The sequence below is a fragment of the Pseudomonas sp. R-28-1W-6 genome (assembly GCF_009799925.1).
Taxonomy (GTDB): Bacteria; Pseudomonadota; Gammaproteobacteria; order Pseudomonadales; family Pseudomonadaceae; genus Aquipseudomonas.
This window is the reverse complement of the sequence record NZ_WELK01000002.1, coordinates 486282-504997: the sequence shown is the minus strand read 5'-3', so window position 1 is coordinate 504997 and position 18716 is coordinate 486282. Positions and strand designations below refer to the sequence as shown.

Annotated in this window: 20 protein-coding genes and 4 tRNA genes; 12 read left to right on the top strand and 12 right to left on the bottom strand. The window is 64.5% G+C overall.

Annotation, left to right across the window (positions count from 1 at the left end; all coding sequences use genetic code 11):
• Positions 1-7: 7 nt before the first annotated feature.
• Positions 8-340 (bottom strand): PilZ domain-containing protein, encoded by a 333-nt coding sequence (locus F3I62_RS06575; protein WP_160488855.1) that lies wholly within the window; start codon positions 338-340, stop codon positions 8-10.
• Positions 341-2716: a DUF1631 domain-containing protein gene (locus F3I62_RS06570; RefSeq protein ID WP_160488854.1), complete on the bottom strand. Its 2376-nt coding sequence runs from the start codon at positions 2714-2716 to the stop codon at positions 341-343. It lies immediately after the preceding gene.
• 212 nt (positions 2717-2928) lie between these two features.
• Between F3I62_RS06570 and F3I62_RS06565 the strand changes: the two genes are divergently transcribed.
• The 3 genes from F3I62_RS06565 (at position 2929) to F3I62_RS06555 (ending at position 3172) form a co-directional block, all read left to right on the top strand.
• Positions 2929-3004, top strand: a tRNA-Asn gene (locus F3I62_RS06565).
• 10 nt (positions 3005-3014) lie between these two features.
• Positions 3015-3091: transfer RNA gene (locus tag F3I62_RS06560), tRNA-Pro, on the top strand.
• 5 nt (positions 3092-3096) lie between these two features.
• Positions 3097-3172, top strand: a tRNA-Lys gene (locus F3I62_RS06555).
• Positions 3173-3291: 119 nt separating this feature from the next.
• On the opposite strand, the gene F3I62_RS06550 is transcribed toward F3I62_RS06555, so the two are convergent.
• From F3I62_RS06550 to F3I62_RS06535, 4 genes are all read right to left on the bottom strand, one after another.
• Positions 3292-4590, bottom strand: coding sequence for an NAD(P)/FAD-dependent oxidoreductase (locus tag F3I62_RS06550; RefSeq protein ID WP_160488853.1), 1299 nt, complete (start codon positions 4588-4590; stop codon positions 3292-3294).
• A 63-nt stretch (positions 4591-4653) separates the two neighbouring features.
• The gene (locus F3I62_RS06545) at positions 4654-4827 is read right to left on the bottom strand and encodes a DUF3094 family protein (protein ID WP_160488852.1); all 174 of its coding nucleotides are present in this window, start codon (positions 4825-4827) and stop codon (positions 4654-4656) included.
• A 24-nt stretch (positions 4828-4851) separates the two neighbouring features.
• A complete protein-coding gene (locus F3I62_RS06540) occupies positions 4852-5364 on the bottom strand; it encodes an MOSC domain-containing protein (RefSeq protein WP_160488851.1) in 513 nt (170 codons plus the stop codon).
• Positions 5361-5990, bottom strand: a complete 630-nt coding sequence (locus F3I62_RS06535) for a DUF1780 domain-containing protein (protein WP_160488850.1) — start codon at positions 5988-5990, stop codon at positions 5361-5363. The genes F3I62_RS06540 and F3I62_RS06535 overlap by 4 nt, the downstream gene beginning before the upstream one ends.
• Positions 5991-6086: 96 nt before the next feature.
• Here F3I62_RS06535 and F3I62_RS06530 point away from each other — a divergent pair, with 96 nt between their 5' ends.
• The 4 genes from F3I62_RS06530 to F3I62_RS06515 all read left to right on the top strand — a co-directional run bounded on the left by F3I62_RS06530 (position 6087) and on the right by F3I62_RS06515 (position 7977).
• Complete coding sequence (locus F3I62_RS06530) at positions 6087-6509, top strand: GNAT family N-acetyltransferase (RefSeq protein ID WP_160488849.1); 423 nt, start codon at positions 6087-6089, stop codon at positions 6507-6509.
• A complete protein-coding gene (locus tag F3I62_RS06525) occupies positions 6506-6973 on the top strand; it encodes an FAD/FMN-containing dehydrogenase (RefSeq protein ID WP_160488848.1) in 468 nt (155 codons plus the stop codon). Before F3I62_RS06530 ends, F3I62_RS06525 begins: the two co-directional genes overlap by 4 nt.
• Entirely contained in the window at positions 6970-7659 is a 690-nt protein-coding gene (locus F3I62_RS06520) for an energy-coupling factor ABC transporter permease (RefSeq protein WP_160488847.1), read from the top strand. Before F3I62_RS06525 ends, F3I62_RS06520 begins: the two co-directional genes overlap by 4 nt.
• 102 nt (positions 7660-7761) lie before the next feature.
• Positions 7762-7977, top strand: a complete 216-nt coding sequence (locus tag F3I62_RS06515; RefSeq protein WP_160488846.1) for a hypothetical protein — start codon at positions 7762-7764, stop codon at positions 7975-7977.
• Positions 7978-8154: 177 nt separating this feature from the next.
• Here the strand turns inward: F3I62_RS06515 and yacG are convergent, their stop codons facing one another.
• The 5 genes from yacG to pilB are packed head-to-tail and all read right to left on the bottom strand — an operon-like array spanning position 8155 to position 12754.
• Positions 8155-8349 carry a DNA gyrase inhibitor YacG gene (yacG, locus tag F3I62_RS06510; protein ID WP_160488845.1) on the bottom strand — a complete coding sequence of 65 codons (195 nt, stop codon included), beginning with the start codon at positions 8347-8349 and terminating at the stop codon, positions 8155-8157.
• A complete protein-coding gene (gene coaE, locus F3I62_RS06505) occupies positions 8346-8957 on the bottom strand; it encodes a dephospho-CoA kinase (RefSeq protein WP_160488844.1) in 612 nt (203 codons plus the stop codon). The genes yacG and coaE overlap by 4 nt, the downstream gene beginning before the upstream one ends.
• Positions 8958-9827 (bottom strand): A24 family peptidase, encoded by an 870-nt coding sequence (locus tag F3I62_RS06500; RefSeq protein ID WP_160488843.1) that lies wholly within the window; start codon positions 9825-9827, stop codon positions 8958-8960.
• A 2-nt stretch (positions 9828-9829) separates the two neighbouring features.
• Complete coding sequence (locus F3I62_RS06495; RefSeq protein WP_160488842.1) at positions 9830-11047, bottom strand: type II secretion system F family protein; 1218 nt, start codon at positions 11045-11047, stop codon at positions 9830-9832.
• Positions 11048-11050: 3 nt separating this feature from the next.
• Positions 11051-12754 carry a type IV-A pilus assembly ATPase PilB gene (gene pilB, locus F3I62_RS06490; RefSeq protein WP_160488841.1) on the bottom strand — a complete coding sequence of 568 codons (1704 nt, stop codon included), beginning with the start codon at positions 12752-12754 and terminating at the stop codon, positions 11051-11053.
• A gap of 232 nt (positions 12755-12986) precedes the next feature.
• Here pilB and F3I62_RS06485 point away from each other — a divergent pair, with 232 nt between their 5' ends.
• A complete protein-coding gene (locus F3I62_RS06485) occupies positions 12987-13424 on the top strand; it encodes a pilin (protein ID WP_160488840.1) in 438 nt (145 codons plus the stop codon).
• A gap of 178 nt (positions 13425-13602) precedes the next feature.
• Positions 13603-13678 (top strand) — tRNA-Thr (locus tag F3I62_RS06480).
• A 48-nt stretch (positions 13679-13726) separates the two neighbouring features.
• On the opposite strand, the gene nadC is transcribed toward F3I62_RS06480, so the two are convergent.
• Positions 13727-14575: a carboxylating nicotinate-nucleotide diphosphorylase gene (gene nadC, locus F3I62_RS06475; protein ID WP_160488839.1), complete on the bottom strand. Its 849-nt coding sequence runs from the start codon at positions 14573-14575 to the stop codon at positions 13727-13729.
• Positions 14576-14885: 310 nt separating this feature from the next.
• Here nadC and F3I62_RS06470 point away from each other — a divergent pair, with 310 nt between their 5' ends.
• The 3 genes from F3I62_RS06470 (at position 14886) to ampE (ending at position 18713) form a co-directional block, all read left to right on the top strand.
• Positions 14886-17201 (top strand): DUF1631 domain-containing protein, encoded by a 2316-nt coding sequence (locus F3I62_RS06470; protein ID WP_160488838.1) that lies wholly within the window; start codon positions 14886-14888, stop codon positions 17199-17201.
• Positions 17202-17321: 120 nt separating this feature from the next.
• A complete protein-coding gene (gene ampD / locus F3I62_RS06465) occupies positions 17322-17882 on the top strand; it encodes a 1,6-anhydro-N-acetylmuramyl-L-alanine amidase AmpD (RefSeq protein WP_160488837.1) in 561 nt (186 codons plus the stop codon).
• Positions 17883-18713, top strand: a complete 831-nt coding sequence (ampE, locus tag F3I62_RS06460; RefSeq protein WP_160488836.1) for a regulatory signaling modulator protein AmpE — start codon at positions 17883-17885, stop codon at positions 18711-18713.
• Positions 18714-18716: the final 3 nt, after the last annotated feature.

The window sequence follows — 18716 nt, the reverse complement described above, 5'->3', positions numbered from 1 at the left end:
GCCGGTTTCACAGGTGCTGCAGCACGATCTCCAGCGCGGTCGCCTGGTCGTCGGCCAGGTCGATGATGTGGAAGCCGCTCCAGCCGTGCTGGCCATTGGCGCCGGGACGGCTCCACAGGCAGTCGGCGCCCAGGCGGATTTCGTGGATGCCTTGCAGCGGCTCGCCCAGTACCAGGCGGCATTCCCACACCGAGTCGGCCTCCAGCGGCACGTCGCTGACCAGCATGAAGCCATCGGCGGACAGGTCGACGATGCGCCCCAGGCGCTTGCCGGAATGGAAATCGAGTACTTCCAGGCTGAGTTCGGTGGTGTGGCGACTGTGCTGGCGACGATCGTCCATTCAGGCTCCTTGGTCGACTTCGGTGGCGCGCCCGGTAAAGCGCTGGAGGACGCGGTAGATGGCATTCAGGGCGCGGTCCATCAGCGGCGCTTCGCGTTCGGGGGCGACGATGCGCGCCAGACCCTGCTCCATTTCGCTGGCGAGCTGCTTGATCGGCTTGATCGCCACGCGCTGGCCGCTGTGGTCGACGAACATGTAGTTGTGCGTGGTCGGGCTGAACCAGGACAGCTTGAGGGTGCGGGTTTCCGTGCCCTGGACAAATTCGAACCAGGTGCCGAACTCCAGCTGCTGCAACTCCTTGAACAGTGCCTGGGTGCGTGCCGACAGGTTTTCGCTGTGGCGGATGGGTGCAGCCAGGGCTGCGTCCTCGCCCAGCATCATGCCCAGCGGGCTTTCCTGCAGGGTGGCCTTGAGCTGGGCGGCCACCTGCGGTTGCCTGGCCTGCACCGCGTACTGGCAGGCGACGAGGTCCTGCAGCAGGCGGCGGATGCCGTCTTCGTGGTAGCCGCCGAGCAGTTCCAGGCCCTTGCGCAGGTCGTCCAGCAGGGCGACGCGCAGGCTCTGCAGGCGGGCGCTGCCGGCGGCGTCCAGCAGGGTGCCGCTCCAGGCCAGTTGTTCGGCCACTTCGCAGGCGCGCTGCCACTCGCTGCTGCGCTCGCCGTGGCGGAGCAGGACGAACACCAGCACGTCGGTCCAGGTCAGTTCCAGGAAGTTGCGGATGATGGTCGGCAGCTCGCGGTCCTTGAGCGCCTGGTTGACCGCATCGACCGCCAGCTGGCGGGCGCCGAGCAGTTTGTCGCGGCCCTTGGCCGCTTCGACGGCGCGCCGCTCGCGCAGCTCGACCTTGTGCTGCAGGGTGGCGACGAATTCGTTGAATTCATCGAGCAGGCTGTCGAACAGCAGCAGGTCGCCGGCGAAGCCGTGGATCACCCGCTCCACCACCCAGTGCATCTTCGCCAGCAGGCCGCGCTCGTCGCCTTCGCCGCCATACAGCACGCCGGCCTGGGCCATGCTGTTGAGCAGGCGTCGCGCCGGATGATGATGCTGGGTGAATAGCGCCTTGTCCTGCAGCGCCACCTTCAGATAGGGCGTGTGCAGGTGCGACAGGGCGGTCTTGCAGGCGTCCGGCAGGTTGTCATCGTCGAGGATGAAGTCGAACAGCATGCCGACCAGGTCGACCACGTCGGCTTCCTGGTCCGAGAGCTTCTGCTGGCCGGGGCGCAGGCTATGGGTTTCCAGCTGTTGCTGCAGGTCGGCCTTGAGGCCTTCGACGGCTTGCGGGCGCTGCAGGCGCTGGCTGAGGTCGTGGGTCGACTGCTGCTGCAGGCGGTTCAGGGCGTCGAGCAGTTCGCTGGCGCTGTAGGTGCTGGTGGCGGTGCGCGGGGCGAAGCTGGCAATGCTGCGCGTGCCGCCGAGTAGCGGGGCGTCGGCATTGCGTTCGCGGTGTTCGCTGAGCAGTGCGGCCAGGCCGCCGAACAGCTGGGCGGGGTCCGCGGGCGGCGGGCTGTTGAGGTCCGCGGGGGCGGCGTAATGCGGTTCGATGGCGGCATGCAGTAGGTCGGCCGCCGGGCCGGGGGCTGCCGGTTGTGCCGGGCTACGGTGTGCCGCAGCAGGTGCCTGAGGCGCCTTGGAGGCGGCTGGAGTGGGGGCGCCGCCGGTGCTGGTACTGCGCTGCGCACTGTACTTCAGGTTGGGCAGAATGCCGGCGTCGATCAGGCGCTGGTTGAGGGCTTCGTACAGGGGCTCGAGGCCGTGCATCACGTGCTGGTCGAAGAGCCTATAGAGGATGATCTTGATCCGCAGCGGCAAGGGATGCGGCGCCAGGGCCTGGCGGAAGGCGTGGGCGATGGCGTGTGGGCCGAAGGGGTTGCTGTCCTCGCCGAGCTTGTGGCCATTGTTGAGCAGGGCCAGGCGCTGTTCGAGGGCGAACAGGGCGCGCGCGCTGTGCGCCCTGACCCGGCTGACCATGTTGATGACCTGCAGGCTCTCCTCGTAGTCCTCGTTCTGCACCAGTGCCAGTTGCTCGGCATCCAGCACGCCGATCGGTTCGGCGGCCTTGAGCCTGCCGGCGAGGAAGTCGGCGAAGTTCTGCGCGATCCGCTGCTGGTAGCTGCGCTCGATCAGCGGGCGCAGCTTGCGGAGCTCGCGCATGTTGTCGAAGAACAGTGCCTGTACGCGGTTGTTCTCGGCCTTGTCCGCGCAGTCGAAGAGGGTCGCGTCGACTTGGCCGAATAGCCCGGCCAGATCCTTGGCCAGCCGCTGCAGCAGCAGTTTGCGGCAGTCCTCTGCCAGCTCGCCGAAGCGCGGCGGGATAGCGCGGCTGGCGGGGCTGGCAGACGGGTGTGAGGGCGTGTGCGGAGTATCCGGGGTACTCATGGGCTTTCCTGTGCGGGCCTTGCCGGTCCGCGCATCCTGCTGTGATGTCGTGCATGTGGTAGACACATAGTAGCCGGAAGTCGGCGCGCAAGGCGTTGTTAAGAAAGTGATTTCAAGGCTTGACAGGGGCGCGTTAAAACGTAAAATGGCGCGCCTCAGATGCGGGAAGCGGTGAACGCCGAAGCCTGTTAATGAGCTGGAAGGTGATACGTTCCGCGATAGCTCAGTCGGTAGAGCAAATGACTGTTAATCATTGGGTCCCTGGTTCGAGTCCAGGTCGCGGAGCCAACTTTCTTATCGGGGTATAGCGCAGTCCGGTAGCGCGCTTGCTTTGGGAGCAAGATGTCGGGAGTTCGAATCCCCCTACCCCGACCATTTTAGGGTCGTTAGCTCAGTTGGTAGAGCAGTTGGCTTTTAACCAATTGGTCGTAGGTTCGAATCCTACACGACCCACCAACATCTTCCTGGGCTTGCCTCGGGAAACACGAAACCCGCCCCGTGCGGGTTTTTTGTTGTCTTTTTTCCGTGCCGCAGGCGCTTGCCCGGGTTGCCCGGGGCAAGCGCGCGGCGCGTAGTCAGTGCAGCTTGAGGCGTGGCTCGGTGCTGCGGCCGATGCGGTCGCTGAGCATCAGCAGCAGGGTGCGGAAGGTGCCGTACAGGGCCATCTGGTGCATGCGGTAGAGCGAGATGTAGAACATCCGCGCCAGCCAGCCTTCCAGTTTGACGCTGCCCATCAGGTTACCCATCAGGTTGCCCACCGCGGAGAAGCGCGACAGCGAGATCAGCGAGCCATAGTCCTGGTAGTGGAAGGTCGCCAGCGGCTTGCCCTCCAGGCGCAGCCTGAGCGACTTGGCCAGCAGCGAGGCCTGCTGGTGCGCGGCCTGGGCGCGTGGCGGGACGGTGCGTTCGCTGCCGTCGCCGAGCGGGCAGGCGGCGCAGTCACCGAAGGCGAAGATGTTGTCGTCCAGCGTGGTTTGCAGGCTCGGGCGCACCAGCAGCTGGTTGATGCGGTTGCACGCCAGGCCGTCCAGTTCCCGGAGGAACGCCGGGGCGCGGATGCCGGCGGCCCAGACCTTGAGGCTGGCCGGCACTTCCATGCCCTGGGCGACGAGCAGGGACTGCTCGCTGACCTGGCTGACGGCGCTGTTGGTCAGCACGGTCACCCCGAGCTTCTCCAGGGTCTGGTGCACCGGCTGGCTGATCCGTTCCGGCAGCGCCGGCAGCACGCGCGGCCCCGCTTCGATCAGGGTGATGCGCATGTTCTGCGGCTGGATGTTGTTCAGGCCGTAGGCCGCCAGCTCGTGGGCTGCGTGGTGCAGTTCGGCGGCCAGTTCGACGCCGGTGGCGCCAGCGCCGACGATGGCCACGCTGATCTGGCCGTCGTCGGTCTTGCCGGCGTGGGCGCGCAGGTAGTGGCTGAGCAGCTGGCGGTGGAAGCGTTCGGCCTGCTCGCGGGTGTCGAGGAAGATGCAGTGCTCGGCCGCACCGGGGGTACCGAAGTCGTTGGTGGTGCTGCCGACGGCAATCACCAGGCTGTCGTAGCCCAGCTCGCGGGCGGCCAGCAGCTCGGCGCCGTTCTCGTCCAGGGTGGCGGCCAGGCGAATGCTGCGGCGAGCGCGATCCAGCCCGCTCATGCGGCCGAGCTGGAACTGGAAGTGGTTCCACTTGGCCTGGGCCACGTAGTTCAGCTCGTCTTCCGAGGAGTTCAGCGAGCCGGAGGCGACCTCATGCAGCAGCGGTTTCCAGATATGGGTGAGGTTGGCGTCGACCAGGGTGATGCTGGCCTGGCCGCGCTTGCCCAGGGTTCTACCCAGGCGGGTAGCAAGCTCCAGGCCGCCGGCGCCGCCGCCGACGATCACGATGCGATGGGTCATGGGGATGTCTCATAAGGCTGGGGGAATCCGGGAGGGAGTCAGCCTGGGCGAGCGCTAAGCGGCTCATAGCACCAGACGGCTCAGCAGGCGGCTCAGTACGCCGAGCACGATGACCGCGAGCAGGATGACCAGCAGCAGGCGCCAGACCCGAAAGGGAGGGCGCTCGACCCGGTGCTGTGGCGTGCTCAGGTATTGATCGACGCGCTGCTGGTCTTCGGGGCTCAAGCGGCTGGACATGGCGCACCTCGCGAGAAAGTGGGCTCATTCTAGCCCTGCGTCGGCGAGCGGCTCAACGCGCAGCGGGTCATCCAGGCGAATAATGCCGCCGTGCAGCACGCGGGCGGTGATCCCGCCGTGGCCGCGCATGGCCTGGAAGGTGCCGGGGCCCAGGCGCGCCTCCAGCTTGGCGCAGGGCTGGCACCAGCCGGTGGTTTCCAGGATGGCCTGGCCGATGCGAAAGCGGCGGTTCTTCAGGCTGAACAGGTTGATCCCGGCGATGGCGATATTGCGCCGCAGGTCGGCGGCGCCGATCAGCTGTTCGGGCGTGCGGCCGAGCAGTGCATTGATCACCGCGAGGTGTTCCCACTGGATCAGCGTGACCTGGCGTGCGTTGCGTGGTCCGGGGCGGGCGTGGTCGCCGGTCAGGCCGGCTTCGCGGCGCGCTTCCACCGCGTCCAGTTCGAGCATGGCGCCGCCGGCCTGCGGGCGCACGCCGATCCAGTGCACCCGGCCTTGTTGCGGCACCCGGGCGAGCAGTTCATGCAGCGGGCTCACAGGCTGATACCGACGTCGAACAGCACGGTGCGACCGAGGTTGCTGCGCAGGAACTCGGGGGCATCGGCATGGGCGAACAGCACGCGGGCGTAGGTCGGGCCGACCAGGGACAGCGAGCGCCAGCCCTGGCGCAGGTATTCGCCGGGCGGCGGGAAGTGGCTGTTGAAGTCGGGCATGTCGCGCTTCAGGTTGATGTAGGCGAGCAGGTCCAGCTCGCCCAGGTCGATGCCGCGTTCGCGGTAGTTGTGCGCCTTCTTGCGCAGGGTCGGCGCCAGGCGTCCCTGCAGTTCGCTGGCGGCGATCCGCCGGGGGCGCGGCTCGCGGCGCAGCAGCTGGCTGAGGGACAGGGCGCTGCGGCGGCGCTCCAGTTCGGCGCGCCATTCGTCATTCAGGCGGCGGCCCTGGTCGAGGACGAAGAACACCTCGAAATTGGCCTCGCGAAACAGCACGTCCGGCGGCTCCTGGCGAGCCGAGCCGAACTCGTCGTGGCGGAAGGGCACGTTCAGGCCGAGCAGCAGGCGCTGGCAGACCCAGCGCTCGCGCTCCCACTTGCGCGCGTTGGTGAGGAAGTCGTTGGCCTGTTCGGCTTGCCGGGTCAGCAGGCGCAGGTAGTCTGAATCGTCCATGGGCGCAGCATAACCGCAAATTCGTCCTGCGGCAGCGGGGCGCTGAAGCCTGCTCTTGAGCGGTGTAGACTGGCTTGTCGCTTGCGAGGCCAGCCTATGCCGATCCGCTCCATCACCCCTGCCGACCACCCGCAGCTCGTCGCGCTCTGGCGGCGCACGCCGGGCATCTGCCTGCGCCCGGAGGATGAGCTGGCGCCCTTCTGCGCCTATCTGGCGCGCAACCCCGGGCACAGCCTGCTGGCCGAGGTCGATGGGCAATTGGCGGGCTGCCTGCTGGCCGGGCATGATGGCCGGCGCGGTTACCTGCAGCATCTGGTGGTGGATCTGCCGTGGCGCGGGCGCGGCCTGGCGCGGGTGCTGCTGGACGAGGCGCTGGCGCGACTGGCGGCGCAGGGGATCGGCAAGTCCCATGTCTTCGTCCTGCGCGATGCCCCGCAGGCGCTGGCCTTCTGGTTGGCCCAGGCAGGCTGGGCGGCGCGCGAGGATATCCAGGTATTTTCCACGAGGAGTGGCGCATGAAAGTCTGGTTGATGTTGTTGCTGGGGCTGCTGTCCGTGCCGGCCATGGCGCTGGAGCCCGGAGAAAAACTGGCGCCCTGGACGCTGCTGGATCAGTTCGAGCAGCCCTATACCCTGGATGACCAGTTGCAGGTGTTGCTGGTGGCGCGCGACATGGCCGGGGCCAAGCTGCTCGAGACGGCACTGCAGGATCGGCCCAAGGGCTATCTGGAGCAGCGCCGGGCGGTTTTCCTGGCCGATATCAGTCGCATGCCCAGGCTGGTCGCCAGCCTGTTCGCGGTGCCGGCGATGCGCGACTACCGCTACCGCGTGCTGCTCGATTCGCAGGCACGGGTGGCGCCGCGCTACCCGGGCGAGGCGGGGGCGGTGCTCTGGCTCGACCTGCGAGGCGGCCACCTGCAGGCACAGCGCAGCTTCACCGAGGCGGCGGCGTTGGCCGCCGCGCTGGAGCAGATCGCCCCTTGATCGGTGCCGAGCTGCTGTCGGCGACCAGCCTCTGGTGCGGTTGGCTGATCTATCTGCCGCTGCTGCTCTGGGCGCTGTGGCGTGCGCCCTGGGTCGAGCTGTTCAGCGATCAGCGGCGCCAGCACCTGCTGTTCGGCACGGTGCTGGCGCTGTTCCTGCTATGGCTGGTGCGCCGCGATTTCGCTTCGGGCCTGTCCTACCACTTCATCGGCATGACCGTGGTCACCCTGCTGCTGGACTGGCCGCTGGCCGTGCTCTGCGGCCTGGCGGCGCAGCTGGGGCTGCTGGCCATGGGGCGTCAGGATCTGGCGGCGCTGGGGCTCAACGGCATACTGCTGGTGTCGATCCCGGTGCTGGTCACCGAGCTCTGTGCGCAGCTGGTGGAGCGGCGGCAGCCGCGCAACCTGTTCGTCTACATCTTCTGCTGCGGCTTCTTCCCGGCGGCGCTGGCCGTGCTGCTCAGCTTGCTGGCCGGGCTCGGCGTGCTGTGGCTCGACGGGCTGTATGTGATGCCGCCGTGGCTGGATGACTTCGCCGGCTACCTCTGGCTGATCATGTTTCCCGAGGCCTTCATCAACGGCATGCTGGTCAGCGGCCTGGTGGTGTTCTATCCGGACTGGCTGGAAACCTTCAACCGCACGCGCTACCTGTCGGCGCCGTGGAAGGACGAGCCCCCGTCTTCCTGATGGGGCATGCTTCAGCGGCTGGATCGAGGCTGCCGGCTTGACCTGGATCAACCGCCGTCCACGCCGCCAGCGCAAGCTCGGCAAAACAGTGGAGGCAGCGACATGGGTGTACACGAGTGGGCGCGGGGAGAGGTCGAGGGCAGTCTGCAGCGTGCGCAGGAGCTGGGTATCGACCCTCTGCTCGCCTTGCGGGCCCTGCTCAGCGCGGTGGTGGCCGGCAACCAGCGGCTGCGCCAGCCGGCCGACCTGGCAGCCGAGCTGCAGTTTCTGGCCGATAACCTGGATGATCAGCGCGACTATAGCTTCATGAGGCCTTAGGCCTTGCGTTGACTCGGCGAACGCTCAGCTCGCACGGGTGATTGGCTTGGGTGCGCTGCTGTGGTTGGTGCGGAGGGTGCCGCTGCGCGCACCGCGGCGCTCTGCGAGCTGGCGCCCCCGGCAAATCCGAGTCGGGTTACTGGGCGTGGCGTAGGGCCGGGTGAGTCGCTAGGGCGCTCAATGCTCGCGGGGTGGCAGCTCGCCGGAAAACAGTTCGTCTTCCAGTGGGTCGCCGGCAATCACGTGGGCTTCGGTGGCCCAGGCGCCGAGATCGATCAGCTTGCAGCGCTCGCTGCAAAAGGGCCGGCTTGGGCTTTGCGGGCCCCATTCGACGGGGGCGCCGCAGGTCGGGCATTCGACGGTGCTGCTCAAGGTTGTCCTCCTCGCAGGGTCAGGTAAAAGCGGTGCAGGCGTTCGACTTCGCTGTGTAGCCAGGCCGGGTCGCGATCGTTCAATAGTACGTCGTCGGCATGGCGCAGGCGCTCATCGCGGGCCGCCTGGGCCTTGAGAATGGCCTCGACCTGGGCGGCTGAGACCTGGTCGCGGGCCATGGTGCGTTGCCGTTGCAGCTCTTCGGGCGCATCCACCACCAGGACCCGCTTGGTCATGGTGGTCTGCCCGGATTCGATCAGCAGCGGCGAAACCAGGATCGCATAGGGCGATTCCGCGCGCGCCAGGTAATTGCGGATTTCCTCGCCGATCAGCGGGTGCAGCAGGCTTTCCAGCCAGCGCCGCTGCTGCTGATCCTGAAAGATCAGCTGGCGCAGGGCGGCGCGATCCAGTTGGCCGTCGGCTTGCAGCACCTGCGGGCCGAAGCGCTCGACGATGCGGGCCAGGGCCGGACGGCCAGGCTCGACGACCCAGCGGGCGGCGTGGTCGGCGTCGATCAGGTGCACGCCGAGGTCGGTGAAGTGCTGGGCTGCCGCGCTTTTACCGCTGCCGATACCGCCGGTCAGGCCGAGAATCCAGGGTGTGTTCATTCAAAACCGGGCAAATTGCAAATAGGCTCCGGTTATTTGATCACCCCAGAGCAGCGCAATCCAGCCGGCAATCGCCAGATAGGGGCCGAAGGGGATGGGCGTGCTGGTTTCCTGGTTGCGCAGGCGCAGCATGATCACCCCGAGCACGGCGCCGATCAGGGACGACAGCAGGATGGTCAGCGGCAGGATCTGCCAGCCGCCCCAGGCACCGAGCATGGCCAGCAGCTTGAAGTCGCCATAGCCCATGCCTTCCTTGCCGGTCAGCAGCTTGAACAACCAGTACACCGACCACAGGCTCAAATAGCCGGCTACCGCGCCCCACAGGGCGTCTTCCAGGCTGGTGAACAGGCTGTAGTGATTGAGGATCAAACCCAGCCACAGCAACGGCAGCACCAGGGCGTCCGGCAGCAGCTGGTGGTCGCAGTCGATCAGGCTCATCGCCAGTAGGCCCCAGGTCAGCAGCAACATGGCGGCCGCAGGCCAGCCAAAACCGAAATGCAGCGCGACATAGGCGGACAGCAGGCCGCAGGCCAACTCCACCAGCGGGTAGCGCTTGCTGATCGGTGCCTTGCAGTTGGAGCACTTGCCGCGCAGGAACAGGTAGCTGATGACCGGGATGTTCTCCCACGGCTTGATCTGGTGCCCGCAATGCGGGCAGCTCGAATGCGGCAGGATCAGGTTGAAGGTTTCCCCGGCCGGTTCTTCGGGAAGCTCGAGCACCTCCCGCGCCTGCAGGCGCCAGTCGTGCTGCATCATCTTCGGCAGGCGATAGACCACCACGTTGAGGAAACTGCCGATCAGCAGGCCGAGGAGCAGGGCGCATAAAACAAAGGCCGGCAAGTTGCCGGCCAGAAAGTCGATCAACTGCATGGTTAGACAACGGCGCCCAGTTGGAAGATCGGCAGGTACATGGCAACGACCAGGCCGCCAACCAGCACCCCGAGTACCGACATGATCATCGGCTCCATCAGGCTGGTCAGGCTATCGACCATATTGTCGACCTCGGTCTCGTAAAAGCTGGCCACTTTGTCGAGCATGTCGTCGAGGGCGCCGGATTCTTCGCCGATGGAGGTCATCTGCAGCGCCATGCTGGGAAAAACCCCGGTGGTGCGCATGGAGAAGTTCAGCTGCATGCCGGTGGAGACATCCTGTTTGATTTGGTTGACCGCCGTCTTAAACACGATATTGCCGGTGGCCCCCGCTACCGAGTCCAACGCCTCAACCAGCGGGACGCCGGCGGCAAAGGTTGTTGCCAGCGTACGGGCGTAACGGGCAACAGATGACTTGTAAATAATGTCTCCGACAATCGGTAATTTCAAAACTGAGCGATCAAGCCAATTACGGAATTTCTCTGAGCGCTTGTGTGCTTCCTTGAAGGCGACGGCTGCCGCAAAAAGCCCGGCCAGCACGGCCAGCCACCATTTTTGTAAGGCTTGTGACAGGGCTATGACCATTTGGGTAAAGGCTGGTAGTTCTGCACCGAAGTTGGCGAAAACGGACTCGAATTGGGGGACTACTTTGATTAGCAGAATGGCGGAGACAATTACCGCAACGACGATTACTGCAATAGGGTAATTCATCGCCTTCTTGATTTTGGCCTTGAGGGCCTCGGTCTTTTCCTTGTAGGTGGCAACCCGATCCAGCAGAGTTTCCAGGGCGCCGGCCTGCTCGCCAGCCTCGACCAGATTGCAATACAACTCATCGAAGTACAGCGGGCGTTTGCGTAGCGAGGCGGCAAAACTGTTGCCGGCGGCAACGTCCTGTTTCACCTCGTCGACCAGCTTGCGCATGTTGGGATTGTCGAAGCCTTCGCTGATGATGTCGAAGGAGTTCAGCAGCGGGACGCCGGCTTTCATCATTGTGGCCATCTGCCGAGTGAACAGGGCAATGTCCATCGGCTTGATCTTTTTCCCCTGGCCGAACAGTGCGACGGATTTCTTGCGAACCTTGAGCGGGTTGATGCCTTGCTTGCGCAGCTGAGCCTTGACCAATGCAGGGCTTTGCCCGGACAACTCGCCTTTGACCTTGGCGCCGCGCTTATCCGTGCCCTCCCAGGCAAAGACGCTGGTGTTTAGAGTTTTTTCGGCCATGGTTTAGTCCTTGGTCACGCGGTTGATTTCCTCAAGGCTGGTGATGCCCTGCATGGCCTTGAATAGGCCGGACGTGCGCAAATCATTGAAACCATCACGGCGCGCCTGCTCGGCGATTTCAATGGAGTTACCTTCTTCCATGATAAGCCGTTGCAGTGCAGGCGTGATTTTAACTACTTCATAAATACCCACTCGGCCTTTATAGCCACCCTTGCAATTCTCGCAGCCGATGGGGCCGTAGAGTTTGAATTTACCGATCTGGGCTTCGGGGAAGCCCTCCTTGATCAGGGTCTCGGCTGGAATCTCGACAGACTTTTTGCAGCTTGGGCAGAGTTTGCGCGCCAGGCGCTGGGCGATGATCAGGTTGACCGAAGTGGCGATGTTGAATGCCGGTACCCCCATGTTGCGTAGGCGGGTCAGGGTTTCCGCCGCGCTGTTGGTGTGCAGTGTCGACATCACCATATGGCCGGTTTGTGCGGCCTTGATGGCGATTTCCGCGGTTTCCAGATCGCGGATCTCACCCACCATGATGATGTCCGGGTCCTGGCGCAGGAAGGCGCGAAGCGCCTGGGAGAAGTCCATGCCCTGCCTGGGGTTGACGTTGACCTGGTTGATGCCCTCCAGATTGATCTCCACCGGATCTTCGGCGGTGGAAATGTTCACGTCGATGGTATTGAGGATATTCAGGCCGGTATACAGGGATACGGTCTTGCCGGAGCCAGTGGGGCCGGTGACCAGAATCATGCCCTGGGGTTGCTTGAGGGCATTCATGTACAGTTCTTTCTGGAAGTCCTCGTAGCCCAGTGCATCGATACCCATTTGGGCGCTGGTGGGGTCGAGGATCCGCATGACGATCTTTTCCCCCCACAGGGTGGGAAGGGTGTTGACCCGGAAGTCGATGGCCTTGGTCTTGGAAATTTTCATCTTGATCCGGCCATCCTGCGGCTTGCGCCGCTCGGAAATGTCCAGGCTGGCCATGACCTTCAGGCGTGCCGAGATGCGTGGAGCCAGCTGGATGGGCGGACGCGCCGCCTCATGCAGGATGCCGTCGGTACGGAAGCGAACGCGATAGGCTTTCTCGTAGGGCTCGAAGTGCAGGTCGGAGGAGCCGCCCTTGATCGCGTCCAGCAGCATCTTGTTGACGAAGCGCACCACCGGGGCGTCATCGGCATCGCTACCGGGGCCATCGTCTCTCTTGTCGTCATCTACCGACTCGATATCGACACTGTCCAGGTCGATATCGCCCATGCCTTCCAGGCCGGTGGTGGCGTTGTCGAAGAACTTCTCGATGGCGTCGCCGAGCTTGTCGTCTTCGACCAGGATGGCTTCGGTATTGAGACCGGTGCTGAACTGGATATCGGTGATGGCCTGGTGGTTGGTCGGGTCGGATATCCCGACATACAGCTTGTTGCCACGACGATAGAGCGGCAGGGCACGGTGCTGGCGAGTCAGTTTTTCGCTGACCAGGTCACGCGGCTGGCTCTCCTTGTCCATGGCGCCGAGGTCCATGAAGGCGATGCCGAACTGTTCTGCTGCCAGTTCGGCCAGGGCGCGGCTCTTGACCAGCTTGTTCTGCACCAGGTAGGTGACCAGCGGCAGCTTGTTGCGCGCAGCCTGCTGCTGAGCTTGCTGCGCCGTACGCTCATCGAGCAGTTCGGCCAAGACTATCTGGCGGGCCAGGCCGGAAAGAGAAACTGTGTCGTTCATGGGGGTGCGCATTAGTGAGCAATTGTGCCTTATAACTTAGTTGAGAGGGGCTGCCAAATCATCTGGCCTTGGGTGACCTAAAACGTCACAAAGTCCCGGAAAAGCGTGGGGTGTTGGTGCTGTTGTGCTATTGGCTGCTACGTACGGCGGTTTTTTGGGGTTGGCACGCAAGCTGCTTTATTCTCTGCAGGTCGAGTGGCCTGACTACTTTTCTTCCTCGATGGAGATGCTTATGAAAGCGCAAAAAGGCTTTACCCTTATTGAACTGATGATCGTGGTTGCCATCATCGGCATCCTGGCTGCCATCGCTCTTCCGGCCTATCAGGACTACACCATTCGCTCGAAAGTAACTGAAGGTATGGTTTTGTCTTCTGAAGCTAAAACAGCTGTTGCTGAAACTGCTGCTTCGCTGGGTGGCATTGCTAACGTAACTGCTGCTAATACCGGCTTCACCTTCCCTGCTGCTGGTACTGATTATGTCAGCAGCATCGCCATCACTGACGCCACTGGTGTGATTACTGTGACCATGGGTGGCACCGAGGGTACTGGTGCTACTGTTGAGCCGGTTATTGTTCTGACCCCGACCCAGGCGAATGCTGAGGATCCGATCACTTGGCAGTGCACTACTACTGCTGGTGAAGACAAGCACGTGCCGGCAAACTGCCGTTAATTGTGGTCTTGGCATAATGCTATGGTGCGCAGCATGTCTCACATAGAGGAGCGTGATTGTTCAGTTTAGCTGGCCTGGAGCTAGTAATTTGAGAGAGCCCCGCTTAGGTGGGGCTCTTTTTTTGCTTCAGATCTTACAATTGAATACCTTTCCGCATGGTGCTAGTTTACTGCCCGCTGCCGGTGTAGCTCAGTTGGTAGAGCAGCGCACTCGTAACGCGAAGGTCGCAGGTTCGATTCCTGTCTCCGGCACCACATATAAAAAAGCCCGCCAATAGGCGGGCTTTTTTGTGGGCGATGGTTTTACAGGGTCAGGCGCATCGACAGGTCGATGGCCTTGATGTCCTTGGTCAGGCTGCCGATGGAGATGTAGTCGACGCCGGTTTCGGCGATGGCGCGCAGGGTGCTTTCGTTGATGCCGCCGGAGGCTTCCAGCTTGGCGCGGCCGGCGGTGAGGCTGACGGCGGTGCGCATGTCGTCCAGGCTCAGTTCATCCAGCATGATGATGTCGGCCCCGGCGTCCAGGGCTTGCTGCAACTCTGCCAGGCTTTCCACTTCGACCTCCACCGGCTTGCCAGGGGCGATCTGCCGGGCGCTGGCGATGGCCTGGGCAATGCCGCCGCAGGCGGCGATGTGGTTTTCCTTGATCAGGAAGGCGTCGTACAGGCCGATGCGGTGGTTGTGGCAACCGCCGCAGGTGACCGCGTATTTCTGCGCCAGGCGCAGGCCAGGCAGGGTCTTGCGGGTGTCGAGCAGTTTGACCGCAGTGTCACGAACCATGTCGGCGAAGTGCTGGCTGCGGGTGGCGACGGCGGACAGGCTTTGCAGGAAGTTCAGAGCGCTGCGTTCGCCGCTGAGCAGGGCGCGTGCCGGGCCCTCTAGATGGAACAGTGCCTGATTGGCGCTGGCGCGTTCGCCGTCGGCGACCTGCCAGTGCACGCGCACGCGCGAATCCAGCTGGCGGAACACCTCGTCGACCCAGGCGGTGCCGGCGATCACCGCGTTCTCGCGGGTGATGATGGTGGCGCGGGCCTGGCGTTCGGCGGGAATGAGCTGGGCGGTAATGTCGCCACTGCCGATGTCTTCGTGCAGGGCGCAACGGACATTGGCCTGGATCTCGGTGCCGAGCTCGGCAAGGGTAAGGTTGGGCATGGCTGCCTCCGCTGTCGGATGGCGCGATTATAGAGATAGCCGACGGCTGGTGCAGGTGGGTGGCGGGGAATCTGCGCTCTTTCTAGCAGGCCGATAAGGTGTGTCACTCGACAGTTGCCGACCATTCGTGGCTTTGTCTTGTGCGGGCTGTGATCTGGGTCATGTCTGCAGCGGGGGAGAATTGGTCATTCTGCAACCCTCCCTACATAATGATAGTTGTCATAATTTTTGACGCCGTGTAATTGGCGCGAAAGTGACGCCCGTTGATTGTTTGCAGGCCGCCCGATCTGGCTCCTGCGGGAGACTCGTAATGCAGACCGACGCGAAAGTGGTGCACCTGAACAGGGTCGCCCCTGAGCATTCGCCAACTTCGCAGGCAGGAAGACTTCCCGTGGCCCTGATCCAGGTGCGCGACAAGGCTGCGCAGCAGCTCAGGCAGGCGCTGCAGGCACTGTTCGACAATGCCGACGACACGCTGTTCGACATGGCCGACCGGGCGGCGAGCAATGCCGAGCAGAATGCCTTCTTCGAAGCCATGCGCGATCTGCGCCTCAAGCGCAAGACGATCGAGCGGAGCTTCCTGCAGAAGGTCTTCGAGAGCTTCGCGGTCGTCAGCCAGTACCAGGTCGGCCAGGCCCCGCAGCTGAGCGGCGTGTCCTTCGAGAGCCTCTCGCTGGTACAGGACGATGTGCTCGAGGAGGCGGTTGCCCTGGATGCCATGGTGGCGCGGGTGATCAGCCGCGACGGGGTGGCGCTGGGCCACTTGACCACCCGCTGCAACGCCATCGTCAGCCAGAAGCTCGATGACAAGAGCAATCCGCTGGGGCCGCGTGCCCTCTGCGAGCAGTTCATGGCCGCCTGTGCCGGGCTTGGCGTGGAGATTCGCGTCAAGCTGATCGTGCTCAAACTCTTCGAGAAGTATGTGCTGGCCGATCTCGACCAGTTGTATGCCGCGGCCAACCAGCAACTGGTCGAGGCCGGCGTGTTGCCGGAGCTGAAGTCCGCACTGCCGGTCCGACGCCATGCACCGGGCCGCGAGACGCCGGGCAATCGGGTCGCCCGGGAGGCGGCGACGAGTGACGGTGCAGCCGCTTTCGCCGATGAAGGCGTGCAGGAGGTCTTCGGCGCGCTGCAGGAGCTGCTCTCCCATGTGCGCGGGACTGCGGCCGCGCCGCGTCGTGCGGTGCCGGCCGATGCGCTGCCGATTTCCAGCAACGATCTGATGCGTCTGCTCTCGCATATGCAGCAGCGCCTGCCGGCCGATGGGGCACCGGCCGCCGATGACTTCGACCTGCGCAACCAGCTGGAACTGTTGCTGACCCGCGCCAGTGCCAAAAGCGGCAAGGCGCGCGTGGTCGGTGAGGTCGATGAGGATGTGATCAACCTGGTGTCCATGCTGTTCGAGTTCATCCTGGACGACCGTACCCTGCCGGATTCGCTCAAGGCGCTGATCGGCCGCCTGCAGATCCCCATGCTCAAGGTCGCGGTGCTGGACAAGACCTTCTTCAGCCGTGGCAGCCACCCGGCCAGGCGCCTGCTCAACGAGATCGCCTCGGCGGCGCTGGGCTGGAGCACCCAGGACGATGCCCGGCGCGACAGCCTGTTTCAGCGCATCGAGCAGGTGGTCCAGCGCCTGCTCAATGACTTCACCGACGATCCAAGCATTTTCGCCGACCTGCTCGCTGAGTTCCTCGCCTTCACCGGCGATGAACGGCGCCGCAGCGAGCTGCTCGAACAGCGCACCCGCGATGCCGAGGAGGGCCGGGCCAGGGCCGAGCTGGCGCGCCAGCAGGTCGAGCAGGCGCTGAATGCTCGCCTGCTGGGCAAGACCCTGCCCGAGGTGGTGGTGCTCCTGCTGCGGGAAGGCTGGAGCAAGGTGTTGCAGCTGAGCTGCCTGAAACACGGTGTCGAGTCTGCCGAGTGGCAGGCGGCGCTGGCGGTGATGGACGACCTGGTCTGGAGCGTCGAGCCGCACGAGGAGCCGGAAGACCGCCAGCGTCTGCTGGAGCTGGTCCCGGACCTGCTCAAGGCCCTGCGCGAGGGGCTGGCGGGGGCTGCGATCGATCCGTTCGTCACCAGCGAGTTCTTCAGCCAGCTGGAGTCCGTGCATGTGCAGGCCTTCCAGCGTTTCACACGCGCACCTGTCGAGCCTGAAATGCTTGCGGCGCCTCTGGGTGAAGAGGCCGGGGATGAGCTGCCGGACGATCTCGAGGCACTGCTCGAGCTTCCGGCTGCCGAGCCCGAGTTGGCGGCGCCAGCCATGGTCGAGGTGGTCGAGGAAATCGTCCTGCTGGCGCCGGGCGAGTCGCGTGAGCGCGAGCCCGAGATCAATCTGCCCGATGACGACGAAACCCTGCTGCAGGTCGATAGCCTGCGCGTCGGCAGCTGGGTGGAGATCATGGAAGACGAGGAGCACAAGCTGCGCTGCAAGCTGGCGGCCATCATCAAGCCGACCGGCAAATACATCTTCGTCAACCGCACCGGCATGAAGGTACTGGAGAAGACGCGCATGGGCCTGGCCGTGGAGTTCCGCCGTGCGGCGATCCGCATGCTGGACGATGCCCTGCTGTTCGATCGGGCCCTGGAGTCGGTGATCGGCAACCTGCGCAAGCTCAAGGGCGCCTGACCTTCCGCTTGGCCCGACAACGCCCGGCTCGTGCCGGGCGTTGTCGTTTGTGCGAACCGCGCAGGCCCTGAGGCGCGGCCGGCTATCTGCTACAGTGGCGGGACTGTTCAAGGAGCCCCTATGCAGTTGGACCCCGTCAGCGGCTGGTGTGCCGGTGTGCAGCACTGCCCCTCGCCGAATTGCAATGCGCGCCCGCTGGGGGAGGTTTCCCTGCTGGTGATCCATAACATCAGCCTGCCGCCCGGGCAGTTTGGTACGGGCAAGGTGCAGCAGTTCTTCCAGAACTGCCTGCCGCTTGACGAGCACGCCTACTACGCCGGCATCGCCCATCTGCAGGTGTCCGCGCATTTCCTGATCGAGCGTGACGGGGGCGTCACCCAGTTTGTCTCCTGCAACGAGCGGGCCTGGCATGCCGGGGTCTCCAGCTTCGAGGGGCGCGAGGGCTGCAATGATTTTTCCCTGGGCATCGAGCTGGAGGGCACCGATGACTTGCCGTTCAGCGAGGCCCAGTATGCGGCGCTGGTCGACCTGAGCCGCCAGTTGCTGCAGGCCTACCCGGCGCTCAGCGTGGCGCGGATCTGTGGGCACAGCGATATCGCCCCGGGCCGCAAGACCGACCCGGGCCCGTATTTCGACTGGTCACGCCTGCGCGCGGCCCTGCTGGATCAAGGAGAGCGGTAGATGAACTTTCTGGTGCTGTTGCTGGTGCTCTGGGTGGAGAAGTTTTCTGCCGGGCGTCGGCGTATCCAGCGCGATGGCCTGTGGTTGCGCCAACTGGCCCGGGCCGAGGCGCGGGCGGATGCCTCGCCATGGTTGCAGCTGGCGCTGCTGGTGCTGCTGCCGGTGCTGCTGCTCGGGGGGCTGCTGCTGGTGCTGGAGCCGCTGGCCTATGGCTGGCTGGCCTTGCCGGTGCATCTGCTGGTGGTGATCTACTGCCTGGGGCGTGGCGATGTGCTGGCGGCGCTGGGGCCGTTTCGCGATGCCTGGCGGCGTGGCGATGACCAGGCGGCGCTGCATGTGGCCGAGCGTGACCTCGGCCTCGAGGCCGATGGCGAGGCCGAGCTGTTGCTGCGGGTGCAGGGCTATGAGCTGTGGCAGGCCTATCAGGGCTTCTTTGCGGTGATCTTCTGGTACGCGCTGCTCGGCCCGCTGGTGCCGCTGGCCTACCGCCTGCTGGCGCTGACCAGCGAACATGCCGCGACTGCGCCGCTGGCCGAGCGGGCCGCGCAGTTGCGCCATGGCCTGGACTGGTTGCCGGTGCGGGTGCTGGCGGCCAGCTTCGCCCTGGTCGGCAACTTTGCTGCGGTCAGCCGTGCGGTGCTGCACGACCTGCTCGGCTGGGACATTCCGGCGACGCAGTTGCTGGTCAATGCCGGGCGTGCCGCCAGCGAGCTGCCCGAGCCGCAGGTGGGCGAGCCCGGGGTCAGCAGTCTGGATGAGCTGTGGCAGCTGCTGGTGCGGTCGGCCGTGCTCTGGTATGCCGCCTTCGCCGTGTGGATTCTTCTGCTCTGAATG